At 72.2% G+C, this 25,312-nt stretch carries 18 protein-coding genes; 14 read left to right on the top strand and 4 right to left on the bottom strand.

Annotation, left to right across the window (positions count from 1 at the left end; genetic code table 11):
* Positions 1-91: 91 nt before the first annotated feature.
* Positions 92-1,210, bottom strand: coding sequence for a phosphoserine transaminase (gene serC, locus OG331_RS28030; protein ID WP_406201078.1), 1,119 nt, complete (start codon positions 1,208-1,210; stop codon positions 92-94).
* 161 nt (positions 1,211-1,371) lie between these two features.
* On the opposite strand from serC, the gene OG331_RS28035 reads away from it, so the two are divergent.
* The 3 genes from OG331_RS28035 to OG331_RS28045 all read left to right on the top strand — a co-directional run bounded on the left by OG331_RS28035 (position 1,372) and on the right by OG331_RS28045 (position 6,758).
* Complete coding sequence (locus OG331_RS28035) at positions 1,372-4,260, top strand: FAD-binding and (Fe-S)-binding domain-containing protein (RefSeq protein ID WP_406201080.1); 2,889 nt, start codon at positions 1,372-1,374, stop codon at positions 4,258-4,260.
* A 249-nt stretch (positions 4,261-4,509) separates the two neighbouring features.
* Complete coding sequence (locus OG331_RS28040; RefSeq protein ID WP_363039068.1) at positions 4,510-5,634, top strand: peptidoglycan bridge formation glycyltransferase FemA/FemB family protein; 1,125 nt, start codon at positions 4,510-4,512, stop codon at positions 5,632-5,634.
* A 161-nt stretch (positions 5,635-5,795) separates the two neighbouring features.
* Entirely contained in the window at positions 5,796-6,758 is a 963-nt protein-coding gene (locus OG331_RS28045; RefSeq protein ID WP_406201082.1) for an EamA family transporter, read from the top strand.
* A 982-nt stretch (positions 6,759-7,740) separates the two neighbouring features.
* On the opposite strand, the gene OG331_RS28050 is transcribed toward OG331_RS28045, so the two are convergent.
* Positions 7,741-8,721, bottom strand: coding sequence for a hypothetical protein (locus OG331_RS28050; protein WP_406201085.1), 981 nt, complete (start codon positions 8,719-8,721; stop codon positions 7,741-7,743).
* A gap of 232 nt (positions 8,722-8,953) precedes the next feature.
* Between OG331_RS28050 and OG331_RS28055 the strand changes: the two genes are divergently transcribed.
* The 8 genes from OG331_RS28055 to OG331_RS28090 all read left to right on the top strand — a co-directional run bounded on the left by OG331_RS28055 (position 8,954) and on the right by OG331_RS28090 (position 19,088).
* Complete coding sequence (locus tag OG331_RS28055) at positions 8,954-9,748, top strand: TIGR03084 family metal-binding protein (RefSeq protein ID WP_406201087.1); 795 nt, start codon at positions 8,954-8,956, stop codon at positions 9,746-9,748.
* Positions 9,745-11,463, top strand: coding sequence for an acyclic terpene utilization AtuA family protein (locus OG331_RS28060; RefSeq protein WP_406201090.1), 1,719 nt, complete (start codon positions 9,745-9,747; stop codon positions 11,461-11,463). Before OG331_RS28055 ends, OG331_RS28060 begins: the two co-directional genes overlap by 4 nt.
* Positions 11,460-13,058 carry an acyl-CoA carboxylase subunit beta gene (locus OG331_RS28065; protein ID WP_406201092.1) on the top strand — a complete coding sequence of 533 codons (1,599 nt, stop codon included), beginning with the start codon at positions 11,460-11,462 and terminating at the stop codon, positions 13,056-13,058. The genes OG331_RS28060 and OG331_RS28065 overlap by 4 nt, the downstream gene beginning before the upstream one ends.
* Positions 13,059-13,062: 4 nt before the next feature.
* Positions 13,063-14,910: a biotin carboxylase N-terminal domain-containing protein gene (locus OG331_RS28070; RefSeq protein ID WP_406201095.1), complete on the top strand. Its 1,848-nt coding sequence runs from the start codon at positions 13,063-13,065 to the stop codon at positions 14,908-14,910.
* 81 nt (positions 14,911-14,991) lie between these two features.
* Positions 14,992-16,131 carry an acyl-CoA dehydrogenase family protein gene (locus tag OG331_RS28075; RefSeq protein WP_406201097.1) on the top strand — a complete coding sequence of 380 codons (1,140 nt, stop codon included), beginning with the start codon at positions 14,992-14,994 and terminating at the stop codon, positions 16,129-16,131.
* A gap of 37 nt (positions 16,132-16,168) precedes the next feature.
* Entirely contained in the window at positions 16,169-17,746 is a 1,578-nt protein-coding gene (locus OG331_RS28080; protein ID WP_406201099.1) for a 4-coumarate--CoA ligase family protein, read from the top strand.
* The gene (locus OG331_RS28085) at positions 17,743-18,477 is read left to right on the top strand and encodes an enoyl-CoA hydratase family protein (RefSeq protein ID WP_406201101.1); all 735 of its coding nucleotides are present in this window, start codon (positions 17,743-17,745) and stop codon (positions 18,475-18,477) included. Before OG331_RS28080 ends, OG331_RS28085 begins: the two co-directional genes overlap by 4 nt.
* Positions 18,465-19,088, top strand: a complete 624-nt coding sequence (locus OG331_RS28090) for a TetR/AcrR family transcriptional regulator (protein ID WP_406201104.1) — start codon at positions 18,465-18,467, stop codon at positions 19,086-19,088. The genes OG331_RS28085 and OG331_RS28090 overlap by 13 nt, the downstream gene beginning before the upstream one ends.
* A 25-nt stretch (positions 19,089-19,113) precedes the next feature.
* On the opposite strand, the gene OG331_RS28095 is transcribed toward OG331_RS28090, so the two are convergent.
* Together OG331_RS28095 and OG331_RS28100 are read right to left on the bottom strand one after the other, a co-directional pair.
* The gene (locus OG331_RS28095) at positions 19,114-20,667 is read right to left on the bottom strand and encodes a serine/threonine-protein kinase (RefSeq protein WP_406201106.1); all 1,554 of its coding nucleotides are present in this window, start codon (positions 20,665-20,667) and stop codon (positions 19,114-19,116) included.
* Between the two features lie 238 nt (positions 20,668-20,905).
* Positions 20,906-22,006: a citrate synthase 2 gene (locus OG331_RS28100; RefSeq protein ID WP_328426960.1), complete on the bottom strand. Its 1,101-nt coding sequence runs from the start codon at positions 22,004-22,006 to the stop codon at positions 20,906-20,908.
* Positions 22,007-22,300: 294 nt separating this feature from the next.
* Here OG331_RS28100 and pdxH point away from each other — a divergent pair, with 294 nt between their 5' ends.
* The 3 genes from pdxH (at position 22,301) to OG331_RS28115 (ending at position 25,310) form a co-directional block, all read left to right on the top strand.
* Complete coding sequence (gene pdxH, locus OG331_RS28105; protein ID WP_406201109.1) at positions 22,301-22,969, top strand: pyridoxamine 5'-phosphate oxidase; 669 nt, start codon at positions 22,301-22,303, stop codon at positions 22,967-22,969.
* A gap of 329 nt (positions 22,970-23,298) precedes the next feature.
* Positions 23,299-23,703 (top strand): RidA family protein, encoded by a 405-nt coding sequence (locus OG331_RS28110; RefSeq protein WP_406201112.1) that lies wholly within the window; start codon positions 23,299-23,301, stop codon positions 23,701-23,703.
* 176 nt (positions 23,704-23,879) lie between these two features.
* Positions 23,880-25,310 carry a PAS domain-containing protein gene (locus OG331_RS28115; protein WP_406201114.1) on the top strand — a complete coding sequence of 477 codons (1,431 nt, stop codon included), beginning with the start codon at positions 23,880-23,882 and terminating at the stop codon, positions 25,308-25,310.
* Positions 25,311-25,312 lie beyond the last annotated feature (2 nt).

The raw sequence follows: 25,312 nt of genomic DNA on the forward strand, positions 1-25,312 counted from the left end.
GTCCGACGACGGCGGTCCGACGACGGCGGTCCGAGTACGACGAAGGGCGCCCGGTGTTCGCCGGGCGCCCTTCGTCGTCGTAGGAGAACGACTACAGCTTCTCGATGACGTAGTCGACGCACTTCGTCAGGGCCTCGACGTCCGCCGGGTCGATCGCGGGGAACATCGCGACGCGGAGCTGGTTGCGGCCGAGCTTGCGGTAGGGCTCGGTGTCGACGATGCCGTTGGCGCGCAGGACCTTGGCGACGGCGGCGGCGTCGACGTCCTCCGTGAAGTCGATCGTGCCGATGACCGCCGAGCGCTTGGCCGGGTCGGTGACGAAGGGGTTGGCGTACTTGATGTCCTCGGCCCAGCCGTAGAGGGTGCGGGCGGAGGTGGCGGTGCGGCGGACGGCCCAGTCCAGGCCGCCCTGGCCGTTGATCCACTCCAGCTGCTGGTTGAGGAGGAACAGGGTGGCCAGGGCCGGGGTGTTGTAGGTCTGGTTCTTGCGGGAGTTGTCGATCGCCGTGGGCAGGCTGAAGAACTCCGGGATGTGGCGGCCGGAGGCGTGGACGCGCTCGGCGCGTTCGATCGCGGCGGGGGAGAACACGCCGATCCACAGGCCGCCGTCGGAGGCGAAGGACTTCTGCGGGGCGAAGTAGTAGACGTCCGTCTCGGACACGTCGACGGGGAGGCCGCCGGCGCCGGAGGTGGCGTCGACCAGGACCAGCGAGCCCTCGTCGGCGCCGGCCACGCGCTTGATCGGCATGGCGACGCCGGTGGAGGTCTCGTTGTGAGTGTAGGCGTAGACGTCGACGCCCGCGGCGGCGGCCGGCTCGGGGTGGGTGCCGGGGTCGGCGGAGATGACGTCCGGCTCGGCGAGCCAGGGGGCGAGCTTGGCGGCCTTGGCGAACTTGGAGCTGAACTCGCCGAAGGTGAGGTGCTGCGACTTGTTCTCGATCAGGCCGTGCGTGGCGATGTCCCAGAAGGCGGTGGAGCCGCCGTTGCCGAGGATCACCTCGTAGCCGTCGGGGAGCTGGAACAGGTCGCGGATGCCCTCGCGTACCTGGCCGACCAGGTTCTTGACCGGGGCCTGGCGGTGGGAGGTACCGAGCAGGGAGGTTCCGGTGGCGGCCAGCGCGTCCAGCGCTTCCGTCCGCACCTTGGAGGGGCCCGCGCCGAAACGTCCGTCGGCGGGCTTGATGTCAGCGGGAATCTGGATCTCAGCCACGGTGGGAGCGTAGCTGTTTCGGGAAACCTTGGTGAAACCTCGTCCGTCGGGTGAGACGGGGTCGTCGTGCCCGTGAGCTGGGGGCTGCCGCCCCCAGACCCCCGCTTCGGCCCTGAACGGGCCTTGTCCTCAAACGCCGGACGGGCTGATTGAGTGGACGCATGTCGGAACTTGAGGCGGAGCTGCGCAGGGTCGTCCGGGGCGAGGTCGGGTTCGATGTCACCTCCCGGGCGTTGACCACCATGGACGCGTCCAACTACCGGCGTGTCCCACTGGGTGTGGTGGCGCCACATGACGCCGACGACGTCGCAGCCGTGCTGGAGGTGTGCCGGGACCACATGGTGCCGGTCGTGGCACGCGGTGGAGGTACCTCGATCGCGGGACAGGCCACCGGCGCCGGTGTCGTGCTGGACTTCACCCGCCACATGAACCGCCTCGTGTCCCTGGACCCGGACGCCCGTACCGCCGTCGTCCAGCCCGGCCTCGTCCTCGACCGTCTCCAGGACGCCGCCGCCCCGCACGGACTCCGCTTCGGCCCCGACCCCTCCACCCACAGCCGCTGCACGCTCGGCGGAATGATCGGCAACAACTCCTGCGGCTCGCACTCGGTGGCGTGGGGGACGACCGCGGACAGCGTGCGGGAGCTGGACGTGATCAGCGGACGTGGCGAGCGGCTGCGGCTCGGGCAGGGGTGGGCCGGTGCGCCGGAGGGGCTGCGGGAGCTGGTGGAGGGGGACCTGACCCGGCTGCGGACCGGCTTCCCCGAACTGCCGCGCCGTATCTCGGGATACGCGCTCGACGCCCTGCTGCCCGAGAAGGGCGCCGATGTCGCCCGCAGCTTCTGCGGGAGCGAGGGCACCCTCGGGATCCTCACCGAGGCGGTCGTACGGCTGGTGCAGGCGCCACGCGCGCGTGCGCTCGCCGTGCTGGCGTACCCCGACGAGAGCGCCGCCGCGGAAGCGGCCGCCGGGTTGTTGCCGTACGGGCCGCTGACCGTGGAGGGCATGGCGAAGGACCTGGTGCCGGAGTCGGCCTCCGCCGTGCTGCCGCGGGGCGGGGCCTGGCTGTTCGTGGAGACGGGCGGGGAGTCGCAGAGCGAGGCACGCGCGCGTGCGGAGGCGATCGTGCGGGCCGCCGACGTCGTCGACGCGATCGTCGTCACCGATCCGGCCGGACAGCGGACCCTGTGGCGCATCCGGGAGGACGCGAGCGGCACGGCGACCCGGATGCCGGACGGCAGCGAGGCCTGGCCCGGCTGGGAGGACTGCGCGGTGCCGCCCGAGCGCCTCGGGGCGTATCTGCGGGACTTCCGCGCGCTGCTGACCGCGCACGGGCTGCGCGGGACGCCGTACGGGCACTTCGGGGACGGCTGCATCCACGTCCGTATCGACTTCGACCTGCTGACGGAGGCGGGGGTCGCTCGCTTCCGGCGGTTCTCGGAGGAGCTCGCCGAGGTCGTCGTGGCGCACGGGGGCTCGCTGTCGGGGGAGCACGGGGACGGGCAGGCGCGTGCCGAACTGCTGCCGAAGATGTACGGGGAGGACATGGTCGCCCTCTTCGAGCGGGCCAAGGGGGTCTGGGACCCGGACGATCTGCTCAACCCGGGGATGCTGGTGCGCCCGGCCCCCCTCGATTCCAACCTCCGCTTCTCCGTGCTGCCGAGCAAGCCCGTGGACGTCGCCTTCGGTTACCCGGCCGACGGCGGGGACTTCTCGGCGGCCGTACGGCGCTGCGTCGGGGTCGCCAAGTGCCGTACGACGTCGGCGACCGGCCCCGCCGTGATGTGCCCGTCCTTCCGGGCCACCGGCGCCGAGGAGCACTCCACGCGCGGGCGTGCCCGGCTGCTGCACGAGATGCTCGCCGGGGAACTGGTGACCGACGGGTGGCGGTCGACGGAGGTGCGGGACGCGCTCGATCTGTGCCTGGCCTGCAAGGGGTGCCGGTCCGACTGTCCGGTCGAGGTCGACATGGCCACGTACAAGGCGGAGTTCCTGCACCACCACTACGAAGGGCGGCGCCGCCCGGCCGCGCACCACAGCATGGGGCGGCTGCCCCAGTGGCTGCGCGTCGTGGCACGCACGCGTACCGCGTCGCTGGTCAACGCCCTTGCCGCGGTAGGGCCGTTGGCGTGGGTGGCGAAACGGCTCGGCGGGATCGCGCCGGAGCGCGGGATTCCGCGGCTGGCGGCGCGGACGTTCAGCCGGTGGTGGGAGCGGCGGGAGAAGCCGAAGCCTCCCGTCGGCGCGGCCGGTGACCTGGTCATCCTGTGGCCGGACACCTTCACCGAGCACCTCACGCCGTCGGTGGGACAGTCGGCCGTACGCGTGCTGGAGGCGGCCGGGCTGCGGGTCGCGCTGCCGCCGACGGTGCGGCTGACGGCGCCCGCGGGAAGCGGCGGTGCGGAGGTGACCGTGGCGCTGGACCCGGTGTCCCTCCTACGGGGGCGGGAGCGGGTCTGCTGCGGGTTGACGTACATCTCGACAGGGCAGCTCGACCGGGCCCGCGCGGTGCTGCGGCGCACGCTCGACCTCATGGAGCCGGTGCTGGCCACGGACGCCCCGGTCGTGGTCCTGGAGCCGAGCTGTGCCGCCGCCCTCCGCGCGGACCTCCCGGAGCTCCTCCACGACGACCCACGGGCCCGTCGCCTGGCCGACCGCGTCCTGACCTTCGCGGAGACGCTGGAGCGCCACGCCCCCGACTGGACGCCGCCCCGCGTGGACCGGCCTGCGGTCGGGCAGACCCACTGCCATCAGCACGCCGTCCTCGGGGACGCGGCCGATCGCCGGCTGCGCGAGGCCGCGGGGCTCGCCGGGGACCTGAGCGGCGGCTGCTGCGGACTCGCGGGCAACTTCGGGTTCGAGAAGGGGCACTTCGAGGTGTCGGTGGCGTGCGCGGAGGAGCGGTTGCTGCCGGCGGTGCGGGGAGCGGGGGAGGACGCCGTGGTGCTGGCGGACGGGTTCTCCTGCCGGACACAGCTGGAGCAGGTGGCGGGGGTGCCGGGGCGGCATCTGGCGGAGGTGCTGGCGGAGCGGTTGGAGGGGGACGGGTGACCCGGGGGAGTGAGTGCGCTCGGGCCCGGGGGCGGCGGGTGGTCTCCGGCCGGGGGCAACGGGTGCTCTCCGGCCGGGGGCAACGGGTGCTCCCGTGGGCCGGCGTCCTGGGATGAACGCGGCGTCCAGGGCTGAACGCGAGAGCGCGGCGGATCGCACGCGCCGGCGTCCGCGCTCCGCGCGCGGAGCCGGGGACGGCTGCATACGCTGGCCGGACACCGATACTGCCGCCCAAAGGGAGCCCCGCACATGGCCCTCCGCGTCCAGTCGATCTCCCGCGACGAACATCTCGCGTTCGTCGCGGCCCGCCCGTCCGCCAGCCATATGCAGGTCCCGTCCTGGGGTGACGTGAAGCCGGACTGGCGGGCGGAGAGCCTGGGATGGTTCGACGAGGAGGGGCGGCCGGTGGGGGCCGGGCTCGTGCTCTACCGCCCGCTGCCGAAGCTGAAGAAGTACCTCGCCTACCTCCCCGAGGGCCCCCTCGTCGACTGGCACGCCCCCGACCTGTGCGAGCGCTGGCTCGAACCGCTGCTCGCCCACCTCAAACGGCAGGGCGCCTTCTCGGTCAAGATGGGCCCGCCCGTCGTCGTCCGCCGCTGGAGCACGGAGGCGGTGAAGGCGGCCATCGCCGACCCGGCCGCCCGGCGGCTGCGGGACGCGGAGCCGACGTCGACCGAACAAGGCGCCCTCGACATCGCCGAACGGCTGCGGCGGGCCGGCTGGCGGCAGACCGAGCCGGGCGGCGAGGAGGGCTTCGCGGCCGGGCAGCCGCGGTACGTCTGCCAGGTGCCGTTCGCCGGGCGGTCGTTGGACGACATCCAGCGCGGCCTGAACCAGCAGTGGCGGCGCAACATCAAGAAGGCCGAGAAGGCCGGCGTGAAGGTCGTGCGCGGCGGTTACGAGGACCTGCCCGCCTTCTACGACCTCTACGCCGAGACCGCCGAGCGCGACCGTTTCATCCCGCGCCCCCTGCCCTACTTCCAGCGCATGTGGACCGCGCTCACCGCCGAGCATCCCGACCGGATGCGGCTCTACCTCGCCCACCACGACGGCGACACCCTCGCGGCCGCCACCATGCTCACCGTCGGCGACCACATCTGGTACTCCTACGGCGCCTCCACCAGCCACAAGCGCGAGGTCCAGCCCAACAACGCCATGCAGTGGCGCATGATGTCCGACGCCCACGAGCTCGGCGCCGCCGTGTACGACTTCCGGGGCATCACGGACACCCTGGAGGAGTCCAACCATCTGCTGGGCCTGCTGCGGTTCAAGGTGGGGGCGGGCGGTGAGGCCGTCGAGTACCTGGGGGAGTGGGACTTCCCGCTCAACCGGCTGCTGCACAAGGCGCTGGATCTGTACATGGCACGGCGGTAGCTGTCCCGGGGCCTGCGGAACCCGGCCTGCGGAGCCCGTCCGTCCATACTCTGGGACAGTGGCATAACAGGTTCACACACCTGACGATGTCCACTACCTTGGACTGGGCAGTACAGCCCGATGAACAGACCGCAGCCCCCGAGCGAAGCCCTGGAACGCCCGTGAGTACCCCTGATGCCGCAGCCGTCACTGCCGCAGCCGCCCCGTCCTCGCCGACCCGCGGCCGGGCCGTTCCCGAGCGGGCGGCCGGCGGCCCGCGCCGCTGGGGCTCCTTCGGTCCGGTCGGGCTGGTGCTCGCCGGAGGGATCTCCGTGCAGTTCGGCGGCGCCCTGGCGGTGAGCCTGATGCCGCGGGCCGGTGCGCTCGGTGTCGTGGCGCTGCGGCTGCTGGTCGCGGCGGTCGTCCTGCTGTTGATCTGCCGCCCCCGGCTGCGCGGCCACTCCCGCACGGACTGGGGCACGGTGGTCGTCTTCGGCATCACGATGGCCGCGATGAACGGCCTGTTCTACCAGTCGGTCGCCCGCATCCCGCTGGGCCCCGCGGTCACCCTCGAAGTGCTCGGCCCGCTCGCCCTCTCCGTGCTGTCCTCGCGCCGGGCGGTCAACGTCGTCTGGGCCGGACTCGCCCTCGCCGGTGTCTTCCTCCTCGGCGGCGGAGGCTTCGGCAGCCTCGACCCCATCGGTGTGGCCTTTGCCCTGGCTGCGGGTGCCATGTGGGCGGCGTACATCATCTTCAGCGCCCGCACGGGCCGACGCTTCCCCCAGGCAGACGGCCTGGCGCTGGCGATGGCGGTGGGAGCCGTCCTGTTCCTCCCCCTGGGCATCGCCGAATCCGGCACCAAGCTCCTCGACCCCGTCACCGTTGCCCTGGGCGCAGCCGTGGCCATCCTCTCCTCGGTCCTCCCCTACACCCTCGAACTCCTCGCCCTGCGCCGCCTCCCCGCAGCGACCTTCGCCATCCTGATGAGCCTGGAACCGGCCGTCGCCGCCGTCGCCGGCTTCCTCATCCTCAACCAGTCCCTCTCCGCCCTACAGGCCCTGGCAATCGCCCTGGTCATCGCGGCGAGCATGGGCGCGGTGCGGACGCAGGTGCGGCGGGGGAAGGCGCCGGCGGAGAAGGTCTAGGCGAGGCCGCGGCCCGGCGGCCCTTGGCCGTCCGGGCGGGCTCGCGGCACCGCGGTCGTGCCTGTCCCGCCGGCCAGGGCCTTGGCGCATCAGCAGTCTCTGCCGACCGATGGTGTGCTGGGCGCGCGGTTGGCGCAGTTCCCGCAGGCCGGCGGCTGTCACCGGGGCAGGGCGTGACGGCGTGCGTAGACGCGGTGGGGATGCAGGTGAGGCAGGGGAAGGTCTAGGCGGGGTCGCGGCCCGGCGGCCCTTGGCCGTCCGGGCGGGCTCGCGGCACCGCGGTCGTGCCTGTCCCGCCGGCCAGGGCCTTGGCGCATCAGCAGTCTCTGCCGACCGATGGTGTGCTGGGCGCGCGGTTGGCGCAGTTCCCGCAGGCCGGCGGCTGTCACCGGGGCAGGGCGTGACGGCGTGCGTAGACGCGGTGGGGATGCAGGTGAGGCAGGGGAAGGTCTAGGCGGGGTCGCGGCCCGGCGGCCCTTGGCCGTCCGGGCGGGCTCGCGGCACGCCGTCGCGCGTGACCCGGGCCTCGGCCTTGCCGCATCAGCCCCCGGCAAGCCGATGCCGTGATGGCCGTCGCCGGTGCAGTTTCCACTCGTTCGTGCCGGCCGTCGCCGAGAGGTGGCGGCTGGCGGCGTGCATGGGTGCGGCGCGGATGCAGATCAGGCGGGGAAGGCGCCGGCGGAGAGGGGTTGGGCGGGGTCGTGGCCCGGTGGCCTCTCCCTGCCCGGGCGGGCTTGCCGCTCCACCGTCACGCCTGGCCCCGGCCTTGGCGCATCAGCCCCCGGCAGGCCGATGCCGTGATGGCCGTCGCCGGTGCAGTTCCCACTCGTTCGTGCCGGCCGTCGCCGAGAGGTGGCGGCTGGCGGCGTGCGTGGGTGCGGCGCGGATGCAGATCAGGCGGGGAAGGTGCCGGCGGAGAGGGGTTGGGCGGGGTCTCGGCCCGGCGGCCCTTCCCCGTCCGGGCCGGCTTGCCGCCCCAGCGTCACGCCTGCCCCGGCCCCTGCCGCATCAGCAGCCCGTGCAGGCCGATGCCGTGATGGGCGCGCAGTCGGCGCAGTTCCCACAGGCCCACTGCCGTCACCGAGAGGGGGGCGCCGAGCGTGAACAGGATCCGGATCGGTACCGGCACGCCCGTGTAGGCGCCCGTGAACAGGTCGATCAGGGCCATCTCCCAGACCAGCGTCATGGCCAGCAGCGGCGGCATCGTCTCGTGGATGTCGGCGGTGCGGAACACGTGGAGGAGGGCCAGGCCGATACCCGCGATGACGAAGGGCAGCACCCACACGAAGGTGAGCAGGATGCCGGTGTAGGTGAGGACGGTCATCACCGGGTTGGTCGCGAAACGGCCCTCGACGAAGCCCGTGAGCACGGAGGCCGGGAACACGAACACCGCGGCCACCAGGGCGACCATCGCGCCGAAACACTTCGCCGCCCGGCGCAGCAGCTCCCGCCGGGCCGAGGCGGAGGCCAGGGCGAGCAGGACGCCCACGACGACCGGGAAGGTCACGCAGAGCACCAGGACGCTGATCCAGGACTGGTTCAGACGGTCGCTCGCGACGTTGCCCACCGAGTCGGCGACCCTGACCGAGTCGGCGAGCTTGTAGGTGACCGACATCCACACGACCGCCGCCAGCCCCACCAAGGTGCGCATCCGCTGCATGCGGGCCACGACCGGGTCCTGGACGATGCCGGGCCTGGACGGCTTGAACACCCTGCGTGCGACGGGGACGGGACCGATCTGCCGCCACAGCCGGGTGAGGGGCCCGGGCGGGGCGGCCGGCAGGTACGGATACGGCGGATACGGGTACGGCGCGTTGGGCTGCGGCGGGTACGGGTACGGCGCGTTGGGCTGCGGAGCGTAGGGGTGCGGGACGTGGGGCGGATACCCTCCGGCCGGCGGCGGCGGGGGCGGCTGGCCCTGCGGGTTGAAGGGCGGCTGCCCGCCCGGATTCCAGTTGCTCATGCCTTTGATTCCCCCGAGGTGTGACCGAATGCGTTGCTGCCGCAACAGGCGCGACGCCCGAGTGTATTGATGGCACGCCGCACCGACACCCTTCCCCCGGTGAACACTTCTCAATTAATGCAAGCATGCTTGCTTGTTTTCGCGCGCACTGCCATGCTCCTCACCACGCCGCACCACCGCGCACCACGCCGCACCACCCACGCACACCGCCGTGCCCCGAGGGGAGCGCCCCGTGTCCGATCCGACGCCCGTGTTCGACGATCTGCGCGACGAGAGCGAGGAACTCGACTGGCTGATAGCCGAGTTGAGCCCCGAGCAGTGGGCACTCGCGACTCCGGCGCCCGGCTGGAGCGTCGCCCACCAGATCGCACACCTCGCCTGGACGGACCACTCGGCACTGCTGGCGGTGACCGACGCGGAGGCGTTCCGCACGCTGGTGGAGAAGGCGCTGGTGACGCCGGGGTCGTTCGTCGACGACGGCGCGGAGGAGGGGGCCGCGCTGCCGCCCGCCGAGCTGTTGGCGCGCTGGCGGGAAGGACGCACCGCCCTCGACACGGCATTGCGCGAGGCACCGCACGGCACCAAGTTCCCCTGGTACGGCCCCCCTATGTCCGGCGCCTCCATGGCCACGGCCCGACTCATGGAGACCTGGGCCCACGGCCTGGACATCGCCGAAGCGCTGGGTGTGGTGCGCACACCCACAGACCGGCTCAGGCATGTGGTGTGGATCGGGGTGCGAACGCGCGACTTCGCTTTCAGCGTGCACGGACTCCCGGCACCTTCCGACCCCTTCCGCGTCGAACTCGTCTCGCCCTCCGGTGAGGTGTGGGCATACGGCCCCGAAGACGCCCCGCAGCGCGTCACCGGCCCCGCCCTCGACTTCTGCCTCCTGGTCGCCCAGCGGGCCCACCGCTCCGACCTCGCCCTGCGGGCCGAAGGCCCGGACGCCGACCGCTGGTTCGACATCGCCCAGGTCTTCGCGGGCCCGCCCGGCGCGGGCCGCGCACCCAAGGGGGCGGCCCGGTGACCTCGCCCGCCCACCCGGCAGGGCCGGTGCTGCGGATCGGCAACGCCTCCGGCTTCTACGGCGATCGCTTCGACGCCATGCGCGAGATGCTCACCGGCGGCGAACTGGACGTCCTCACCGGCGACTACCTCGCCGAACTGACCATGCTGATCCTCGGCCGGGACCGGCTGAAGGACCCAGGCGCCGGATACGCCCGCACCTTCCTGCGCCAGCTGGAGGAGTGCCTGGGGCTCGCGCACGAGCGGGGCGTCAGGATCGTCGCCAACGCCGGCGGGCTCAATCCGGCCGGACTCGCCGACGCCGTACGGAAGGTGGCGGACCGGCTCGGCATCCCCGTACATGTCGCCCATGTCGAGGGAGACGACCTCAAGGACCGGTATCCGGACAGCCTCGCCGCTCACGCCTACCTCGGCGGCTTCGGCATCGCGGCCTGTCTCCGGGAGGGCGCGGACATCGTCGTCACCGGGCGGGTGACGGACGCGGCCCTGGTCACCGGGCCCGCAGCCGCCCACTTCGGATGGGGCCCCGGCGACCACGACCGGCTCGCGGGCGCGGTGGTCGCCGGGCATGTGCTGGAGTGCGGGACACAGGCGACCGGCGGCAACTACGCGTTCTTCGACGAGTTCCAGAAGAGGGGCGGCGACCTCCGTCGCCCCGGCTTCCCGCTCGCCGAGCTCCACGAGGACGGTACCTGCGTCATCACCAAGCACCCCGGCACCGGCGGCCTCGTCGACGTCGGCACGGTGACGGCCCAGCTGCTGTACGAGACGGGCGGCGCCCGGTACGCGGGACCGGACGTCACCGCCCGGCTGGACACCGTACGGCTCACGCAGGACGGCCCCGACCGCGTCCGCATCGACGGCGTACGGGGCGAGGCCCCGCCCCCGACTCTCAAGGTCGGCCTCAATCGCCTCGGCGGCTTCCGCAACGAGGTCGTCTTCGTGCTGACCGGAGCGGACATCGAGGCGAAGGCCGCTCTGGTGCGGCGGCAGATGGACGAGGCGTTCGCCAAGTCGCGTCCCGAAGACGTCCGTTGGGACCTCGTCCGCACCGATCGGCCCGACGCCTCGACCGAGGAGACCGCGAGCGCGCTGCTCCGGCTGGTCGTCCGGGACCAGGACCAGGAGAAGGTCGGCAGGGTGCTGAGCGGAGCCGCCGTGGAACTGGCGCTCGCCAGCTACCCCGGCTTCCATGTGCTGTCACCACCGGGCAAGGGCACCCCGTATGGGGTCTTCGAGGATGTGTACGTCCCCCATGGTGCCGTCGACCATGTGGCCGTCCTCCACGACGGCCGCCGTATCCCTGTGCCGCCGGCCCACGACACACTCGTACTGGAGGAAGCGCCCCCGTCACCGCTGCCCGAGCCGCCGCTCGCCGCGGAGCCGACCCGTCGCGCCCCGCTCGGTCTTGTCGCCGGCGCCCGCAGCGGTGACAAGGGCGGGAACGCCAACGTCGGTGTGTGGGCGCGGACGGACGAGGCGTGGCGCTGGCTCGCGCACGAGCTCACGGTCGAGCGGTTCCAGGAGCTGCTTCCCGAGAGCCGTCGGCTGAAGGTCACCCGGCACCCGCTCCCCGGCCTCCGCGCCCTCAACTTCGTCGTCGAGGGCATCCTCGGCGAGGGCGTCGCCGCCCAGCACCGCTTCGACCCGCAGGCCAAGGCCCTCGGCGAATGGCTGCGCTCCCGTCACCTGGACATCCCGGAGAGTCTGCTGTGACCGTCCTGCCCTCCACCCTGGACCCCAACGGCCCCGACCACCGGGCCAACCGCGAGACCATGCTCGCCAAGCTCGCCGACCTCGACACCGAGCACGCCAAGGCGCTCGCCGGCGGCGGCCCCAAGTACGTCGAACGGCATCGCAGGCGCGGCAAGCTGCTCGCCCGCGAGCGCATCGAGCTGCTCCTCGACCCCGACACACCCTTCCTGGAGCTGTCCCCGCTGGCCGCCTGGGGCAGCGACTACGCCGTCGGAGCGTCCCTCGTCACCGGCATCGGTGTCGTCGAGGGCGTGGAGTGCCTGATCACCGCCAACGACCCGACCGTGCGCGGCGGAGCGAGCAACCCCTGGTCGCTGAAGAAGGCCCTGCGGGCGAACGACATCGCGCTCGCCAACCGGCTGCCCGTCGTGAACCTCGTCGAGTCGGGCGGCGCCGACCTGCCGTCCCAGAAGGAGATCTTCATCCCCGGAGGCGCCATCTTCCGGGACCTGACGAGGCTGTCGGCGGCCGGGATCCCCACCGTCGCGGTCGTCTTCGGCAACTCGACGGCCGGCGGCGCGTACGTCCCCGGCATGTCCGACCACGTGATCATGGTCAAGGAGCGCGCCAAGGTGTTCCTCGGCGGCCCGCCCCTGGTGAAGATGGCGACCGGTGAGGAGAGCGACGACGAGTCGCTGGGCGGCGCGGAGATGCACGCCCGCGTGTCGGGCCTCGCGGACTACTTCGCCGTGGACGAACCGGACGCGCTGCGGCAGGCGCGAAGGGTCGTCGCCCGGCTCAATCACCGCAAGGCGTACGGCGATCCGGGCCCCGCCGAACCCCCCAAGTACTCCGCCGACGAACTCCTCGGCATCGTCCCCGGCGACCTCAAGACCCCCTTCGACCCGCGCGAGGTCATCGCCCGGATCGTCGACGCCTCCGACTTCGACGAGTTCAAGCCGATGTACGGCACGAGCCTGACCACCGGCTGGGCGGCCCTGCACGGCTATCCGGTCGGCGTGCTGGCGAACGCCCAGGGGGTCCTGTTCAGCGAGGAGTCGCAGAAGGCGGCGCAGTTCATCCAACTGGCCAACCAGCGCGACATCCCTCTGCTCTTCCTGCACAACACCACCGGCTACATGGTGGGCAGCCAGTACGAGCAGGGCGGCATCATCAAGCACGGCGCGATGATGATCAACGCGGTCAGCAACAGCCGCGTGCCCCATCTCTCCGTCCTCATGGGCGCCTCCTACGGCGCCGGCCACTACGGCATGTGCGGCCGTGCCTACGACCCCCGCTTCCTCTTCGCCTGGCCCAGCGCCAAGTCGGCCGTCATGGGCCCCCAGCAGCTCGCCGGCGTGCTCTCGATCGTGGCCCGGCAGTCCGCGGCCGCCAAGGGACAGCCGTACGACGAGGAGGGGGACGCGGCGCTGCGCGCCATGGTGGAGCAGCAGATCGAGTCGGAGTCGCTGCCGATGTTCCTGTCGGGGCGGCTGTACGACGACGGCGTCATCGATCCGCGCGACACCCGAACCGTCCTCGGTATGTGCCTGTCCGCCATCCACACGGCCCCCTTCGAGGGCGCACGCGGTGGCTTCGGCGTCTTCCGGATGTGAGGCAATGATTACTTCTGTTCTGGTGGCGAACCGGGGCGAGATCGCCTGCCGCGTCTTCCGCACCTGCCGTGAGTCGGGAATCCGGACGGTGGCCGTGTACTCGGACGCCGACGCGAACGCCCTCCACGCACGCGTGGCCGACACGGCCGTACGGCTGCCGGGAGCGGCGCCTGCCGACACGTACCTGGACGCCGGGCTGATCGTGAAGGCGGCCGTGGCGTCCGGCGCGGACGCCGTGCACCCCGGCTACGGCTTCCTCTCCGAGAACGCCGACTTCGCACGCGCCGTCCTCGACGCGGGACTCGTCTGGATCGGCCCGCCGCCGGAGGCCATCGAGGCGATGGCGTCCAAGACCCGGGCGAAGGAGCTGATGGGGCTGGCCCCCCTGGGGGAGGTCACCGAGGCCGACCTCCCCGTCCTGGTGAAGGCGGCCGCGGGCGGCGGAGGGCGCGGCATGCGGATCGTGCGCCGCCTGGAGGACCTGAGCGCCGCCCTGGAGAGCGCCCGCTCCGAGGCCGCGAGCGCCTTCGGCGACGGCGAGGTCTTCGTGGAGCCGTACGTCGAGAACGGCCGCCATGTCGAGGTCCAGATCCTCGCCGACACCCACGGCACGGTCTGGGCGCTGGGCACCCGGGACTGCTCCCTGCAGCGCCGCCACCAGAAGGTGATCGAGGAGTCCCCGGCACCCGGACTCTCCGAGCAGCTCACGCACGAGCTGCACACGCTGGCCGTACGAGCCGCCCGCGCGGTCGAGTACGTCGGCGCCGGCACGGTCGAGTTCCTGGTCGCCGGAGACAAGGCCCACTTCCTGGAGATGAACACCCGCCTCCAGGTCGAACACCCCGTGACGGAAGCCGTCTTCGGCATCGACCTGGTCGCGGAACAGATCCGCGTCGCCGAAGGCCACGCCCTCGCCGACGATCCGCCACGCGCGCGTGGTCACGCCGTCGAGGCCCGCCTCTACGCCGAGGACCCGGCCCGCGACTGGGCCCCGCAGACCGGCACGCTGCACCGTTTCGCCGTACCCGAGAGCGTCCGGCTGGACACCGGCTTCACCGACGGCGACGACATCGGCGTCCACTACGACCCCATGCTCGCCAAGCTCGTCGCCCACGCACCCACCCGCGCGGAGGCGGTCCGCAAGCTCGCCGGCGCCCTGGAACGGGCGACCCTGCACGGCCCGGTCACCAACCGGGACCTCCTCGTACGCTCGCTGCGCCACGAGGAGTTCACGACCGCCCGCATGGACACGGGCTTCTACGACCGCCACCTCACCGACCTGGCCTGCTGTGGGACGGGCGACCCGTACGCCCCCTTGGCCGCCGCCCTCGCCGACGCCCACGGCCGCTCCCGCTTCGGCGGCTGGCGGAACGTGCCCTCACGGCCGCAGACCAAGCGCTACGAGGCGGCCGGCGAGGAGATCGAGGTCCACTACCGCCACACCCGCGCGGGCCTTGAGGCCGACGGGGTACGGGTCGTACACGCCGATGCCGCCCTGGTCGTACTCGAAGTGGACGGCGTACGAAGGAACTTCGAGGTGACGCGGTACGGCGACGAGATCCACGTCAACGCCGCCCGCCTCACCGCCCTGCCCCGCTTCCCCGACCCGACGGCACAGCACGCGCCGGGATCCCTCCTTGCGCCCATGCCGGGGACGGTCGTCCGGGTGGCGGAGGGGCTGGCCGTAGGGGCCACTGTGGAGGCCGGACAGCCCCTGTTGTGGCTGGAGGCGATGAAGATGGAACACAAGATCACGGCACCGAGCACGGGCACGCTGGCGGCTCTGCACGCCGCACCAGGACAACAGGTAACGGTCGGCGCCCTACTGGCGGTAGTACAGCCGACCTCTTAGGGGCGCGGGGCCGTATCGATATGCGGCTACCGCCGCGTGAGCGCGACCAGCCACAGACAACCCGCACCCGGGAGGAGTCCCATGCCCACCACTCTCGAAACCGAAGAACACAAGGCCCTACGAGCCGCCGTAGCCGCCCTCGGCAAACGCCACGGCCGCACCTACGACCGAGAAGAGCTCTGGTCCGAAGCAGCCAAGCTCGGCTACCTCGGCGTCAACCTGCCGGAGGCACACGGCGGCGGAGGCGGCGGCATCGCCGAACTCTCCATCGTCCTCGAAGAACTGGGCGCCGCAGGCTGCCCCTTGCTGATGATGGTCGTGTCGCCCGCCATCTGCGGCACGGTGATCGCCCGCTTCGGCACGGAAGCCCAGAAACAGGAGTGGCTCCCCGCCCTCGCCGACGGCACCCGCACCATGGCCTTCGGCATCACAGAACCCGACGCCGGCTCCAACAGCCACCGCATCACGACCACGGCTCACCGCGACCCGGACACCGGAGACTGGCTCCTCACCGGCCGCAAGGTCTTCATCTCCGGCGTCGACATCGCGGACGCGACCCTCATCGTCGGCCGCACCGAGGACGCCCGCACCGGCAGCCTCAAGCCCTGCCTGTTCATCGTCCCGCGCGACGCCGAAGGCTTCACGCGCCGGCAGATCGACATGGAACTGAGCGCCGCGGAGAAGCAGTTCGAGCTGACCCTCGACGACGTCCGGCTCCCCGCCGACGCCCTGGTCGGCGACGAGGACGCGGGCCTGCTCCAGCTCTTCGCCGGCCTCAACCCCGAACGCATCATGACGGCCGCGTTCGCGATCGGCATGGGCCGGTACGCCCTCGCGCGCGCCATAGAGTACGCCCGCGACCGCACCGTCTGGAAGGCCCCCATCGGCGCCCACCAGGCCATCGCGCACCCTCTCGCCCAGGCGCACATCGACCTCGAACTGGCCCGCCTGATGATGCAGAAGGCGGCCCACCTGTACGACGCCGGTGACGACGTGGGCGCGGGCGAGGCCGCCAACATGGCCAAGTACGCGGCCGGGGAGGCCTGCGTGAAGGCCGTCGACCAGGCCGTGCACACGCTCGGCGGAAACGGCCTCACCCGCGAATTCGGCCTCGCCTCGCTGATAACCGCAGCACGCGTGTCTCGTATTGCTCCGGTGAGCCGGGAGATGATTCTCAACTACGTCTCCCACCAGACCCTGGGCCTGCCCAAGTCGTACTGACGGGCACCCTGTCGGCACCGTGTCGCGAGGAGGAACCGTGTTCCGCAGCGAGTACGCAGACGTTCCGGCCGTAGAACTCCCCATCCACGATTTCGTACTGGGCCGGGCGGCCGAGTTCGGTGACGCACCCGCGCTCATCGACGGCACGGACGGCACCACGCTCACGTACGAACAGCTCGACCGCTTCCACCGGCGGGTGGCCGCCGGCCTGGCCGAGGCGGGCGTCCGCAAGGGCGACGTCCTCGCCCTGCACAGCCCCAACACGGTCGCCTTTCCGACCGCGTTCTACGCCGCCACGCGCGCGGGTGCCTCCGTCACGACCGTGCACCCGCTCGCCACGCCCGAGGAGTTCGCCAAGCAGCTGAAGGACTCGGCGGCCCGCTGGATCGTCACCGTCTCACCGCTGCTGGAGGCGGCACGCCGGGCCGCTGAACTCGCGGGCGGCGTGCAGGAGATCTTCGTGTGCGACAGCGCGCCCGGACACCGGTCGCTCATCGACATGCTGGCGTCCGCCGCCCCCGAACCGCAGGTCGACCTCGACCCGGCGGCGGACGTCGCGGCCCTGCCGTACTCGTCGGGCACCACCGGCATCCCCAAGGGCGTGATGCTCACGCACCGCCAGATCGCCACCAACCTCGCCCAGCTCGAACCCGCGATATCCGCAGGCCCCGGCGACCGCATCCTCGCCGTCCTGCCCTTCTTCCACATCTACGGCCTGACCGCCCTGATGAACGCGCCCCTGAGGCTCGGCGCGACGGTCGTCGTGCTGCCGCGCTTCGACCTGGAGACCTTCCTCGCGGCCATCCAGAAGCACCGCATCACCGGCCTGTACGTGGCCCCGCCGATCGTGCTGGCCCTCGCCAAGCACCCCCTGGTCGCGAGTTACGACCTGTCGTCCCTGAAGTACATCGTCAGCGCCGCCGCACCCCTGGACGCGAAGCTCGCGGCCGCCTGCGCGCAGCGCCTCGGCCTGCCGCCGGTCGGCCAGGCCTACGGCATGACGGAACTGTCCCCCGGCACCCACGTCGTCCCCCTGGCCGCCATGCACGACGCGCCTGCCGGAACCGTCGGCAAGCTCATCGCCGGCACCGAGATGCGCATCGTCTCCCTCGACGACCCCGGCAAGGACCTCGGCGCCGGCGAGTCCGGCGAGATCCTCATCCGCGGTCCCCAGGTCATGAAGGGCTACCTCGGCCGCCCCGACGCCACCGCCGCGATGATCGACACCGACGGCTGGCTGCACACCGGCGACGTGGGCCATGTGGACGAGAACGGCTGGCTGTTCGTCGTGGACCGAGTCAAGGAACTCATCAAGTACAAGGGCTTCCAGGTGGCCCCCGCCGAACTGGAGGCCCTCCTGCTCACCCACCCCGGCATCGCCGACGCGGCGGTCATCGGCGTCTACAACGACGACGGCAACGAGGTCCCGCACGCGTACGTGGTCCGCCAGCCGACCGCCACCGACCTCTCCGAAGGAGAGGTCATGATGTACGTCGCCGAACAGGTCGCCCCCTACAAGCGCGTCCGCCGGGTCACCTTCATGGACGGTGTCCCACGGGCCGCCTCCGGCAAGATCCTGCGCCGCGAACTACGGGCACTCAAGGAGAACATGTGACGCTGATCGGCCGTACACGCGCGCGGGGCGTCGAGACCCTCACCCTCGACTCCCCGCACAACCGCAACGCGCTCTCGGCCGCCCTCGTGGGCGAGCTGACCGACGCGCTGGCGGACTGCGCCAAGGACGCCGACGTACGCGCGATCGTCCTCACCCACACCGGCAACACCTTCAGCGCGGGAGCGGACCTGCGCGACCCGCCGCCGCCGGAGGCGCTGGTGGCGCTGCTGAGGCAGATCCTCGCCCTGCCCAAACCGGTCGTCGCCCGCGTCACCGGACACGTACGCGCGGGCGGTCTGGGCCTGCTCGCGGCCGGCGACATATCGGCCGCGTCACAGCAAGCCACCTTCGCCTTCACGGAGGTCCACATCGGCGTCGCCCCCGCGGTGATCTCGCTGGCCCTCCTGCCCCGGACGGACCCCCGCGCCCTGGCCCGCTACTACCTCACCGGCGAACGCTTCACCGCGCCGGAGGCGGCCCGCATCGGCCTGCTCACCACGGCCGGCGAGGACGTCGACGAGGCGCTGGCCCCCATCCTGGACGGCCTGCGCCGGGCCGCCCCCCAGGCCCTGGCCGAGACGAAAGCGCTGCTCACGGCTAAGGTGCTGGAAGCCTTCGACCGGGACGCGGCGGACCTGACCGCGCTCTCGGCCCGGCTGTTCTCCTCCGCCCAGGCCCGTGAGGGGATGACGGCCTTCCTCGAACGACGGGATCCCGCATGGGTGGTGTGACCACAGTCGGCGACCGCGCGGACCGCGCCGACCGCGTTCCGAAGCAGGACCGCAGCCGCGCCACCCGGCAACGCCTCCTGGAAGCCGCCGTGGCCTGCCTCGCCGAACACGGCTGGGCGGGCTCCACGGTCTCCGTCGTCGCCGAACGCGCCGGCGTCTCCCGGGGCGCCGCCCAGCACCACTTCCCGACCCGCGAGGACCTCTTCACGGCGGCCGTCGAGTACGTCGCCGAGGAACGCTCGACGGCCCTGCGCGCCCTGTTCCCGCAGGGCGCTGCGGGCGACCGGCGTGCGGTCGTCTCCGGCCTCGTGGACCTCTACACGGGCCCCTTGTTCCGCGCCGCCCTGCATCTGTGGGTGGCCGCCTCCAACGAGGAGCAGCTGAGGCCACGGGTCACGGAGCTGGAGGCCCGAGTCGGCCGCGAGACCCACCGGATAGCCGTGGACCTGCTGGGCGCGGACGAATCCCGCCCCGGCGTACGGGAGACGGTCCAGGGCCTCCTCGACATGGCCCGCGGCCTGGGCCTCGCCAACCTCCTCACCGACGACGCGGCCCGCCGCGACCGCGTGGTGACGCAATGGGCGCTGCTGCTGGAGGAGACGCTGGGCTGAGGCCCCCCGGCCCCCCGGCCGCCTGTCAGTCGTCGCCGCTCCCGTCGTCGTCGCCATCGTCGTCGTCCTGCGGCACTGCGCGCTGCCGCTCCTGTTCCCGCTTCTCCTGCTCGCGCTCAGACTGCTCGCGCTCGGCCTGCTCCAACCGCTCCTGCTCCAGCCTGGCCTGCTCCTGCTCCTGCTCCTGCTCCTGCTCCAGCTTCGCCTCGTCCGGCTCGTCCCGCTCTGCGTCCAGGGCTCCGTCCGTCTCCGCCCCCGCCGGGATCGGGGAGGCGGCAGGGGAGGGGATCGAGGCCGCAGGGGACGTGGATGCGGAGGCGGGCGGGCTCGGCGGGGCCTCGGACTTCGTGCCCTCCGTCGCGGTGTTGTCGGGAGCGAACCACAGCATGCCGAGGAGCATCGCGGCCGCGAAGAGCACTGCCGCAGCGGCCGTGGCCGCCACCCGCGGCCGGCGCACGAGGAGCGCGAGGGACCCGGGACGCGCCGGGCCCGCTGCCCGGGAGCCGGACCGGGAACGGGATTGCGACCGGGACCCGGACCCGGAGCCGGACCCGGAGCCGGACCCGGAGCCGGAGCCGGAGCCGGAGCCGGACCCGGATCTGGAACGGGATCCGGATCTTCCGGTGGATGCCGGGCCCTGGGAGGAGGGCAGCATGTACGTGGTCGGACTGCTGGTCCCGCCCACCTGCGACCCGGCCGTGGACGCCGACGCGACGACCGCAGGCCCCCGGGACGGCGACGTGGCCTCGGGCAGCGGCTCGGGGCGGCCCTGCCAGGCGCCGTCGGCGAACCAGTCGGCGGCCTGCTGGGCGGCGGGCCGGTGCTCGGGGTCCTTGGCGAGCAGGCCGAGGAGGTAGCTCTCGAAGGCGGGCGGCAGCCCCGGGACACCCAGCTCGCGGGGCGGTACGGGCACGGCGTCCAGGTGCTGGTGCAGGATCGCGACAGCGGTGTCGGCGTGGAACGGCGGGCGCCCGGTGAGCAGTTGGTAGAGCACACAGCCCAGCGCGTACACGTCGGAGGCCGGGCCCGCCGGCTGCCCCAGCGCCCGTTCGGGGGCCAGGTAGAGGCTCGTGCCGACGATCTGCCCGGTGGCGGTCAGCGCGGCGCCGGGGTCGTCGAGGAAGCGGGCGATCCCGAAGTCACCGATCTTGAGGGTGCCGTCGGCGTCCAGGAGCAGGTTGCCGGGCTTGATGTCCCGGTGGACGATGCCCTGGCGGTGCGCGGCGGCCAGCCCCGCGGCGGCCTCGGCGGCGATCCGGGCGACGCGTTCGGCGGGCAGCGCGCCGAACTGTGCGGCCACGCGCGCGAGGCTTTCGCCCTCGACGAGTTCCATGACCAGGAAGAGCCGGTTCTCGTGCTCGCCGAAGTCCCGTACGCCGACCACGTTCGGGTGGGCGATCCGTGCCGCCGTCTGCGCCTCAAGACGGAACCGGGACGTTGCGGTGGGGTCGGTGTCCTGGGGCAGCAGGAGCTTGACGGCCACGGGCCGGCCGAGCGTCTCGTCGTAGGCCCGCCAGACCTCCCCCATCCCACCGCGCCCGATCGACTCGCTCAGCCGGTAACGGCCCGCTATCAGCACCTGTTCTCATCCTCATGCCGTGGGACGTCTCGATCGCCGCAGGCATGAACTCACCACGTGGGAACGGGTGATGGTGGAAGGTGCGCCGCAGCCGCCCCAGCATACTGGCGGAGTGGATCAGTCACGGTCCGTACGCCGAAGCCGGCCTCACCGGCGGCCGAGCGGCGTCACGCGGAGCTGATCGGCTCCACGTGTGACGACCGCTCGGGACCAGTGGATCGGCGGCTCGGCGGACGGGTCAGTGCGCGATGTCGGCGTAGCCCTCGACCGCACGCGGGTCGCGCGGGCCCGGGCCGATGTAGCGCGCGGACGGGCGCACGAGGCGGCCGGTGCGCTTCTGCTCCAGGATGTGCGCCGACCAGCCCGCCGTACGGGCGCAGGTGAACATGGACGTGAACATGTGCGCCGGGACCTCCGCGAAGTCCAGCATGATGGCGGCCCAGAACTCCACGTTCGTGGCCAGGACCCGGTCCGGGCGCCGATTGTGCAGCTCCTCCAGCGCCGCCTTCTCCAGCGCCTCGGCGACCTCGAAGCGGGGCGCGCCCAGCTCCCGGGCGGTGCGGCGCAGCACCCGCGCGCGAGGGTCCTCGGCGCGGTAGACGCGGTGGCCGAAGCCCATGAGGCGCTCGCCCTTGTCGAGGGTCTGCTTCACGTACGCCTCGGCGTCGCCGGTGCGCTCGATCTCCTCGATCATGTGCAGGACCCGGGACGGGGCACCGCCGTGCAGCGGGCCGGACATGGCACCTACGGCACCGGAGAGCGCCGCGGCCACGTCGGCGCCGGTCGACGCGATGACGCGGGCCGTGAAGGTGGACGCGTTCATGCCGTGCTCGGCGGCGGACGTCCAGTACGCGTCGACGGCGGCCACGTGCTTGGGGTCGGGCTCGCCGCGCCAGCGGATCATGAACCGCTCGACGACGGACTGCGCCTTGTCGATCTCGCGCTGCGGCACCATCGGCAGGCCCTGACCGCGCGCGGACTGGGCGACGTAGGACAGGGCCATGACGGCGGCTCGGGCCAGGTCCGCCCGGGCCTGCTCCTCACCGATGTCCAGGAGGGGCTTCAGCCCCCACACCGGGGCCAGCATGGCGAGCGCGGACTGGACGTCGACGCGGATGTCGCCGGAGTGCACGGGAATCGGGAACGGCTCGGCGGGCGGCAGACCGGGCCGGAAGGCACCGTCGACGAGCAGTCCCCAGACGTTGCCGAACGAGACATGCCCGACCAGGTCCTCGATGTCGACGCCCCGGTACCGCAGAGCGCCGCCCTCCTTATCCGGTTCGGCGATCTCCGTCTCGAACGCGACGACTCCCTCGAGTCCGGGTACGAAGTCGGACATCAGGCGGCTCCTCGTGATGTGTGCGACGGATGGGGTTGTGGGTGGAACGATCACGTGTCACTCGACAGAGATGGGGCGCACGCCTGCTGGATCCACGGTCAGGCACTCTGACTCGCGGTCCGGGGCGTACCCCTGTGATGCCCCGTGCGGTCGGCGGTCATCCAACCACGACGACAACAGCACGATAGTCCCTGAGTGTCATCTTCGGGAGGGTTCTGCGGCACTCAGTGCCATGCAGTGCCGAAGGAGGACACCGCGCCGTACGGCGTCCGTCACATACGGCAGGATGACCGCGTGACCGACCGAGACGCCGTCCCCCTCGCCCCCGCCGCGATGCGCAAGCAGTACCGGGCCGAGGGCCTCGCCGAGAACGATCTGGCCGCCACCCCGGTGGAACAGTTCGCGCGCTGGTTCAAGCAGGCCGCGTCCGAGGCCCACCTCTTCGAGCCGAACGCGATGATCGTCTCCACCGCGGACGCCGAGGGGCGGCCCAGCTCCCGCACCGTGCTGCTGAAGCACTTCGACGAGCAGGGCTTCGTCTTCTACACCAACTACGACTCCCGCAAGGCCCGCGACCTCGCCGAGAACCCGTACCTGTCCCTGCTCTTCCCCTGGCATCCGATGGCCCGCCAGGTCATCGTCACGGGCGTGGCGCGGCGCACCGGGCGCGACGAGACGGCCGCGTACTTCCGGAGCCGCCCGCACGGCTCCCAGCTCGGGGCCTGGGCCAGCGCCCAGTCCTCCGTCATCGCCACCCGTGCCGACCTCGACGCCTCGTACGCCGAACTGTCCGCGCGTCATCCCGAGGGCGATCAGGTGCCGGTGCCGCCGAACTGGGGCGGCTTCCGGGTGGCACCGCAGGCGGTGGAGTTCTGGCAGGGGCGGGAAAACAGGCTGCACGACCGGCTTCGGTACGTGGCGGAGCAGGACGGAAGCTGGCGCATCGAGCGCCTGAGCCCGTGAGGGCGCCCCGCGTCCCCTGAACGCAGACGACCCGCGAGCTCGGGTTCCTCCGCCGTGGCGGAGGAGCCGGCCGGACGTACCGGCGAGCTCGCGGGTCGGGTGACTGCCTGGGATTGGGCCGGCTGCACGCATCTGTCACGTGCTGGTCCGGCACCGCACTGGGTGGGGTGACGGGCCGCTAGCCCGCAGCCACCTCACGCGTCCGGTATTCATACATCTGCCGAACCACCTCCCTTCTCGTGTGCTCCACACCCTAGGAACCACGTCGGCCCCCGATCAACCTCTTTTTTCCCTGTACCTGTTTGCGCTGGTCACCTAGCGTTCCGTGCATGACAACGCAGCAGCCGGGGCGGCAGGCCATCCTCAGCGGATCGACCTTCGAGGAGCAGATCGGGTACGCCCGTGCCGTGGTCGACGGGGACTGGGTGCACGTGTCGGGGACGACCGGTTTCGACTACTCGGCCATGACGATCTCCGAGGACGTGGTGGAGCAGGCAGAGCAGTGCCTGCGCAACGTGGGTGCCGCGCTGGAGGAGGCGGGCTGTTCGTTCGCAGATGTGGTGCGGGTGCGGTACCTGCTGCCCGAGCGGGCCGACTTCGAGCCGTGCTGGCCGGTGCTGCGGCGGTATTTCGGGGAGGTGCGGCCGGCGGCGACGATGATGGTGTGCGGGCTCGCGGATCCTCGGATGAAGATCGAGATTGAGGTGTATGCGAGGAGGGGAAGCGGGGCGTAGGGGTCGGGCGTCGAGGGCGCTTTCGGGCGCTTTCGGGTGCGGAGGATTTCCGCCGCACAACGATTCCTTCAATCTTGTGGGAACTCGGTGTGTGCTGCGTCACGTTCCAGTTAGATGATTGCGAGTGAGCGAACCGACGCGTCGTACGTGCGGACGCAGCTTGGCAGGGGGTCCAGGTGAGTGCTTCCCGGCGTAGTGGGACCACCGACGAGCTGGGACCGGACGAACCCGAGCGGGACGGTCCGGAGGGTTCGTCGGCTGGTTCAGAGGGTTCGGCAGGCGGTTCCGATCTGCTGGCCGCGCTGCTGGACGGGATGGACGCGGCCTTGTGCGCCTTCGACGCGGACGGGGTCGTCACCCATTGGAACCGTGAGGCGGAGCGGATCCTCGGGTGGAGTGCGGCCGAGGCCGTGGGGCGGCACGGGTTCGCCGGGTGGGCGGTGCGCGAGGCCGACGCCGCGGAGGTGGAGGAGCGGCTGATGTCCGCGATGCACGCTCCGGGGCGGCAGGTGCACGAGTTCGCCTTGTTGACCAAGGACGGCGGGCGGGTCCTCGTACGGACGCAGTCGGCGGCCGTCCGCGGACCTGACGGGAAGCCCGCCGGGGTGTACTGCGCCTTCAGCGAGGTGCACACCCAGATCGATCTGGAGCGCTCGATCGCGCTGAGCGAGGCGTTGTTCGAGGACGCGTCCTGGGGCGTCGTCCTCGTCGACGCCGATCTGCGGCCCGCGGTGGTGAACGCGCACGCGGCCCGGGCCCTGGGTATCGGCCGTACGTCCGTGCTGGGGCGGCCGCTCGGGGATCTTCTCGCCCAGGGTGTCGAGGAGCTGGAGAGCGCGCTCACGCATGTGCTGGCGGAGGGCGCGCCGCCCGCGCCGGCCGAGATCTGGGTGAGCGTGCGGACGCCGGAGGGCGAGCGGCGGCGGTGCTGGCGGTGCGGCTTCGTACGGCTGGCCTCTCCGCTCGCGGAGGAGCCGGTGCCGTTGGGGGTGGGCTGGCTCTTCCAGGACATGACCGAGGCCAAGCAGGCGGAGCAGGAGTCGGCACTGCTGCGGTTCCGGACCAACCAGCTGCACCGGGCCGCGAGGGCCGCCGCGGAGTGCGAGGACCCTGCGGACGCGGCGACCGTGCATCTGGACTTCGCGCTGGCCGGGTTCGCCGATCACGCGCTGATCGACCGCGTCGCGGGCGGGGCGGTGCCGGATGCGGAGGCCGCGGAGCCGGTACGACTCGTTCGGGTCGCCGTGACCCCCTCGGGCGCACCGGGACCGAGCCTGCTCGGCGGGGAGGCCGGGCTGCCGGTGCGGTACGCCGAGGGGCATCCGGCCTTGCAGTGCGTGACGCGGACCGGGTCGGTACGGGCCGATGCGGGCCGGATGCCGGCGGAGCAGGCGCGTGAGTGGGCGGTGGGGCGGCAGTGGCCCGCGGACTCGGTGCACGCGCTGTGTGCGGTGCTGCGGAGCCGCGGGCGGACGGTGGGCGTCGTGACGTTTCTGCGGGGCGCTGGGCGCAATGCGTTCGAGCGGAGCGATGCGGTGTACGCGGAGGACGTGGCGGTGCGGATCGCTTCCGCTCTGGATCTGGCGGCGGTTGTGGGGCGGGGTTAGGC

The sequence above is a fragment of the Streptomyces sp. NBC_01017 genome (assembly GCF_045162795.1).
Classification (GTDB): Bacteria; Actinomycetota; Actinomycetes; order Streptomycetales; family Streptomycetaceae; genus Streptomyces; species Streptomyces machairae.

Coding starts and splice junctions, on each gene's coding strand:
- OG331_RS28035 (WP_406201080.1), top strand. CDS start 1,372: ATGTCGGAACTTGAGGCGGAGCTGCGCAGGGTCGTCCGGGGCGAGGTC.
- OG331_RS28040 (WP_363039068.1), top strand. CDS start 4,510: ATGGCCCTCCGCGTCCAGTCGATCTCCCGCGACGAACATCTCGCGTTC.
- OG331_RS28050 (WP_406201085.1), bottom strand. CDS start 8,721: ATGAGCAACTGGAATCCGGGCGGGCAGCCGCCCTTCAACCCGCAGGGC.
- OG331_RS28070 (WP_406201095.1), top strand. CDS start 13,063: ATGATTACTTCTGTTCTGGTGGCGAACCGGGGCGAGATCGCCTGCCGC.
- OG331_RS28075 (WP_406201097.1), top strand. CDS start 14,992: ATGCCCACCACTCTCGAAACCGAAGAACACAAGGCCCTACGAGCCGCC.
- OG331_RS28090 (WP_406201104.1), top strand. CDS start 18,465: ATGGGTGGTGTGACCACAGTCGGCGACCGCGCGGACCGCGCCGACCGC.
- OG331_RS28100 (WP_328426960.1), bottom strand. CDS start 22,006: ATGTCCGACTTCGTACCCGGACTCGAGGGAGTCGTCGCGTTCGAGACG.
- OG331_RS28110 (WP_406201112.1), top strand. CDS start 23,299: ATGACAACGCAGCAGCCGGGGCGGCAGGCCATCCTCAGCGGATCGACC.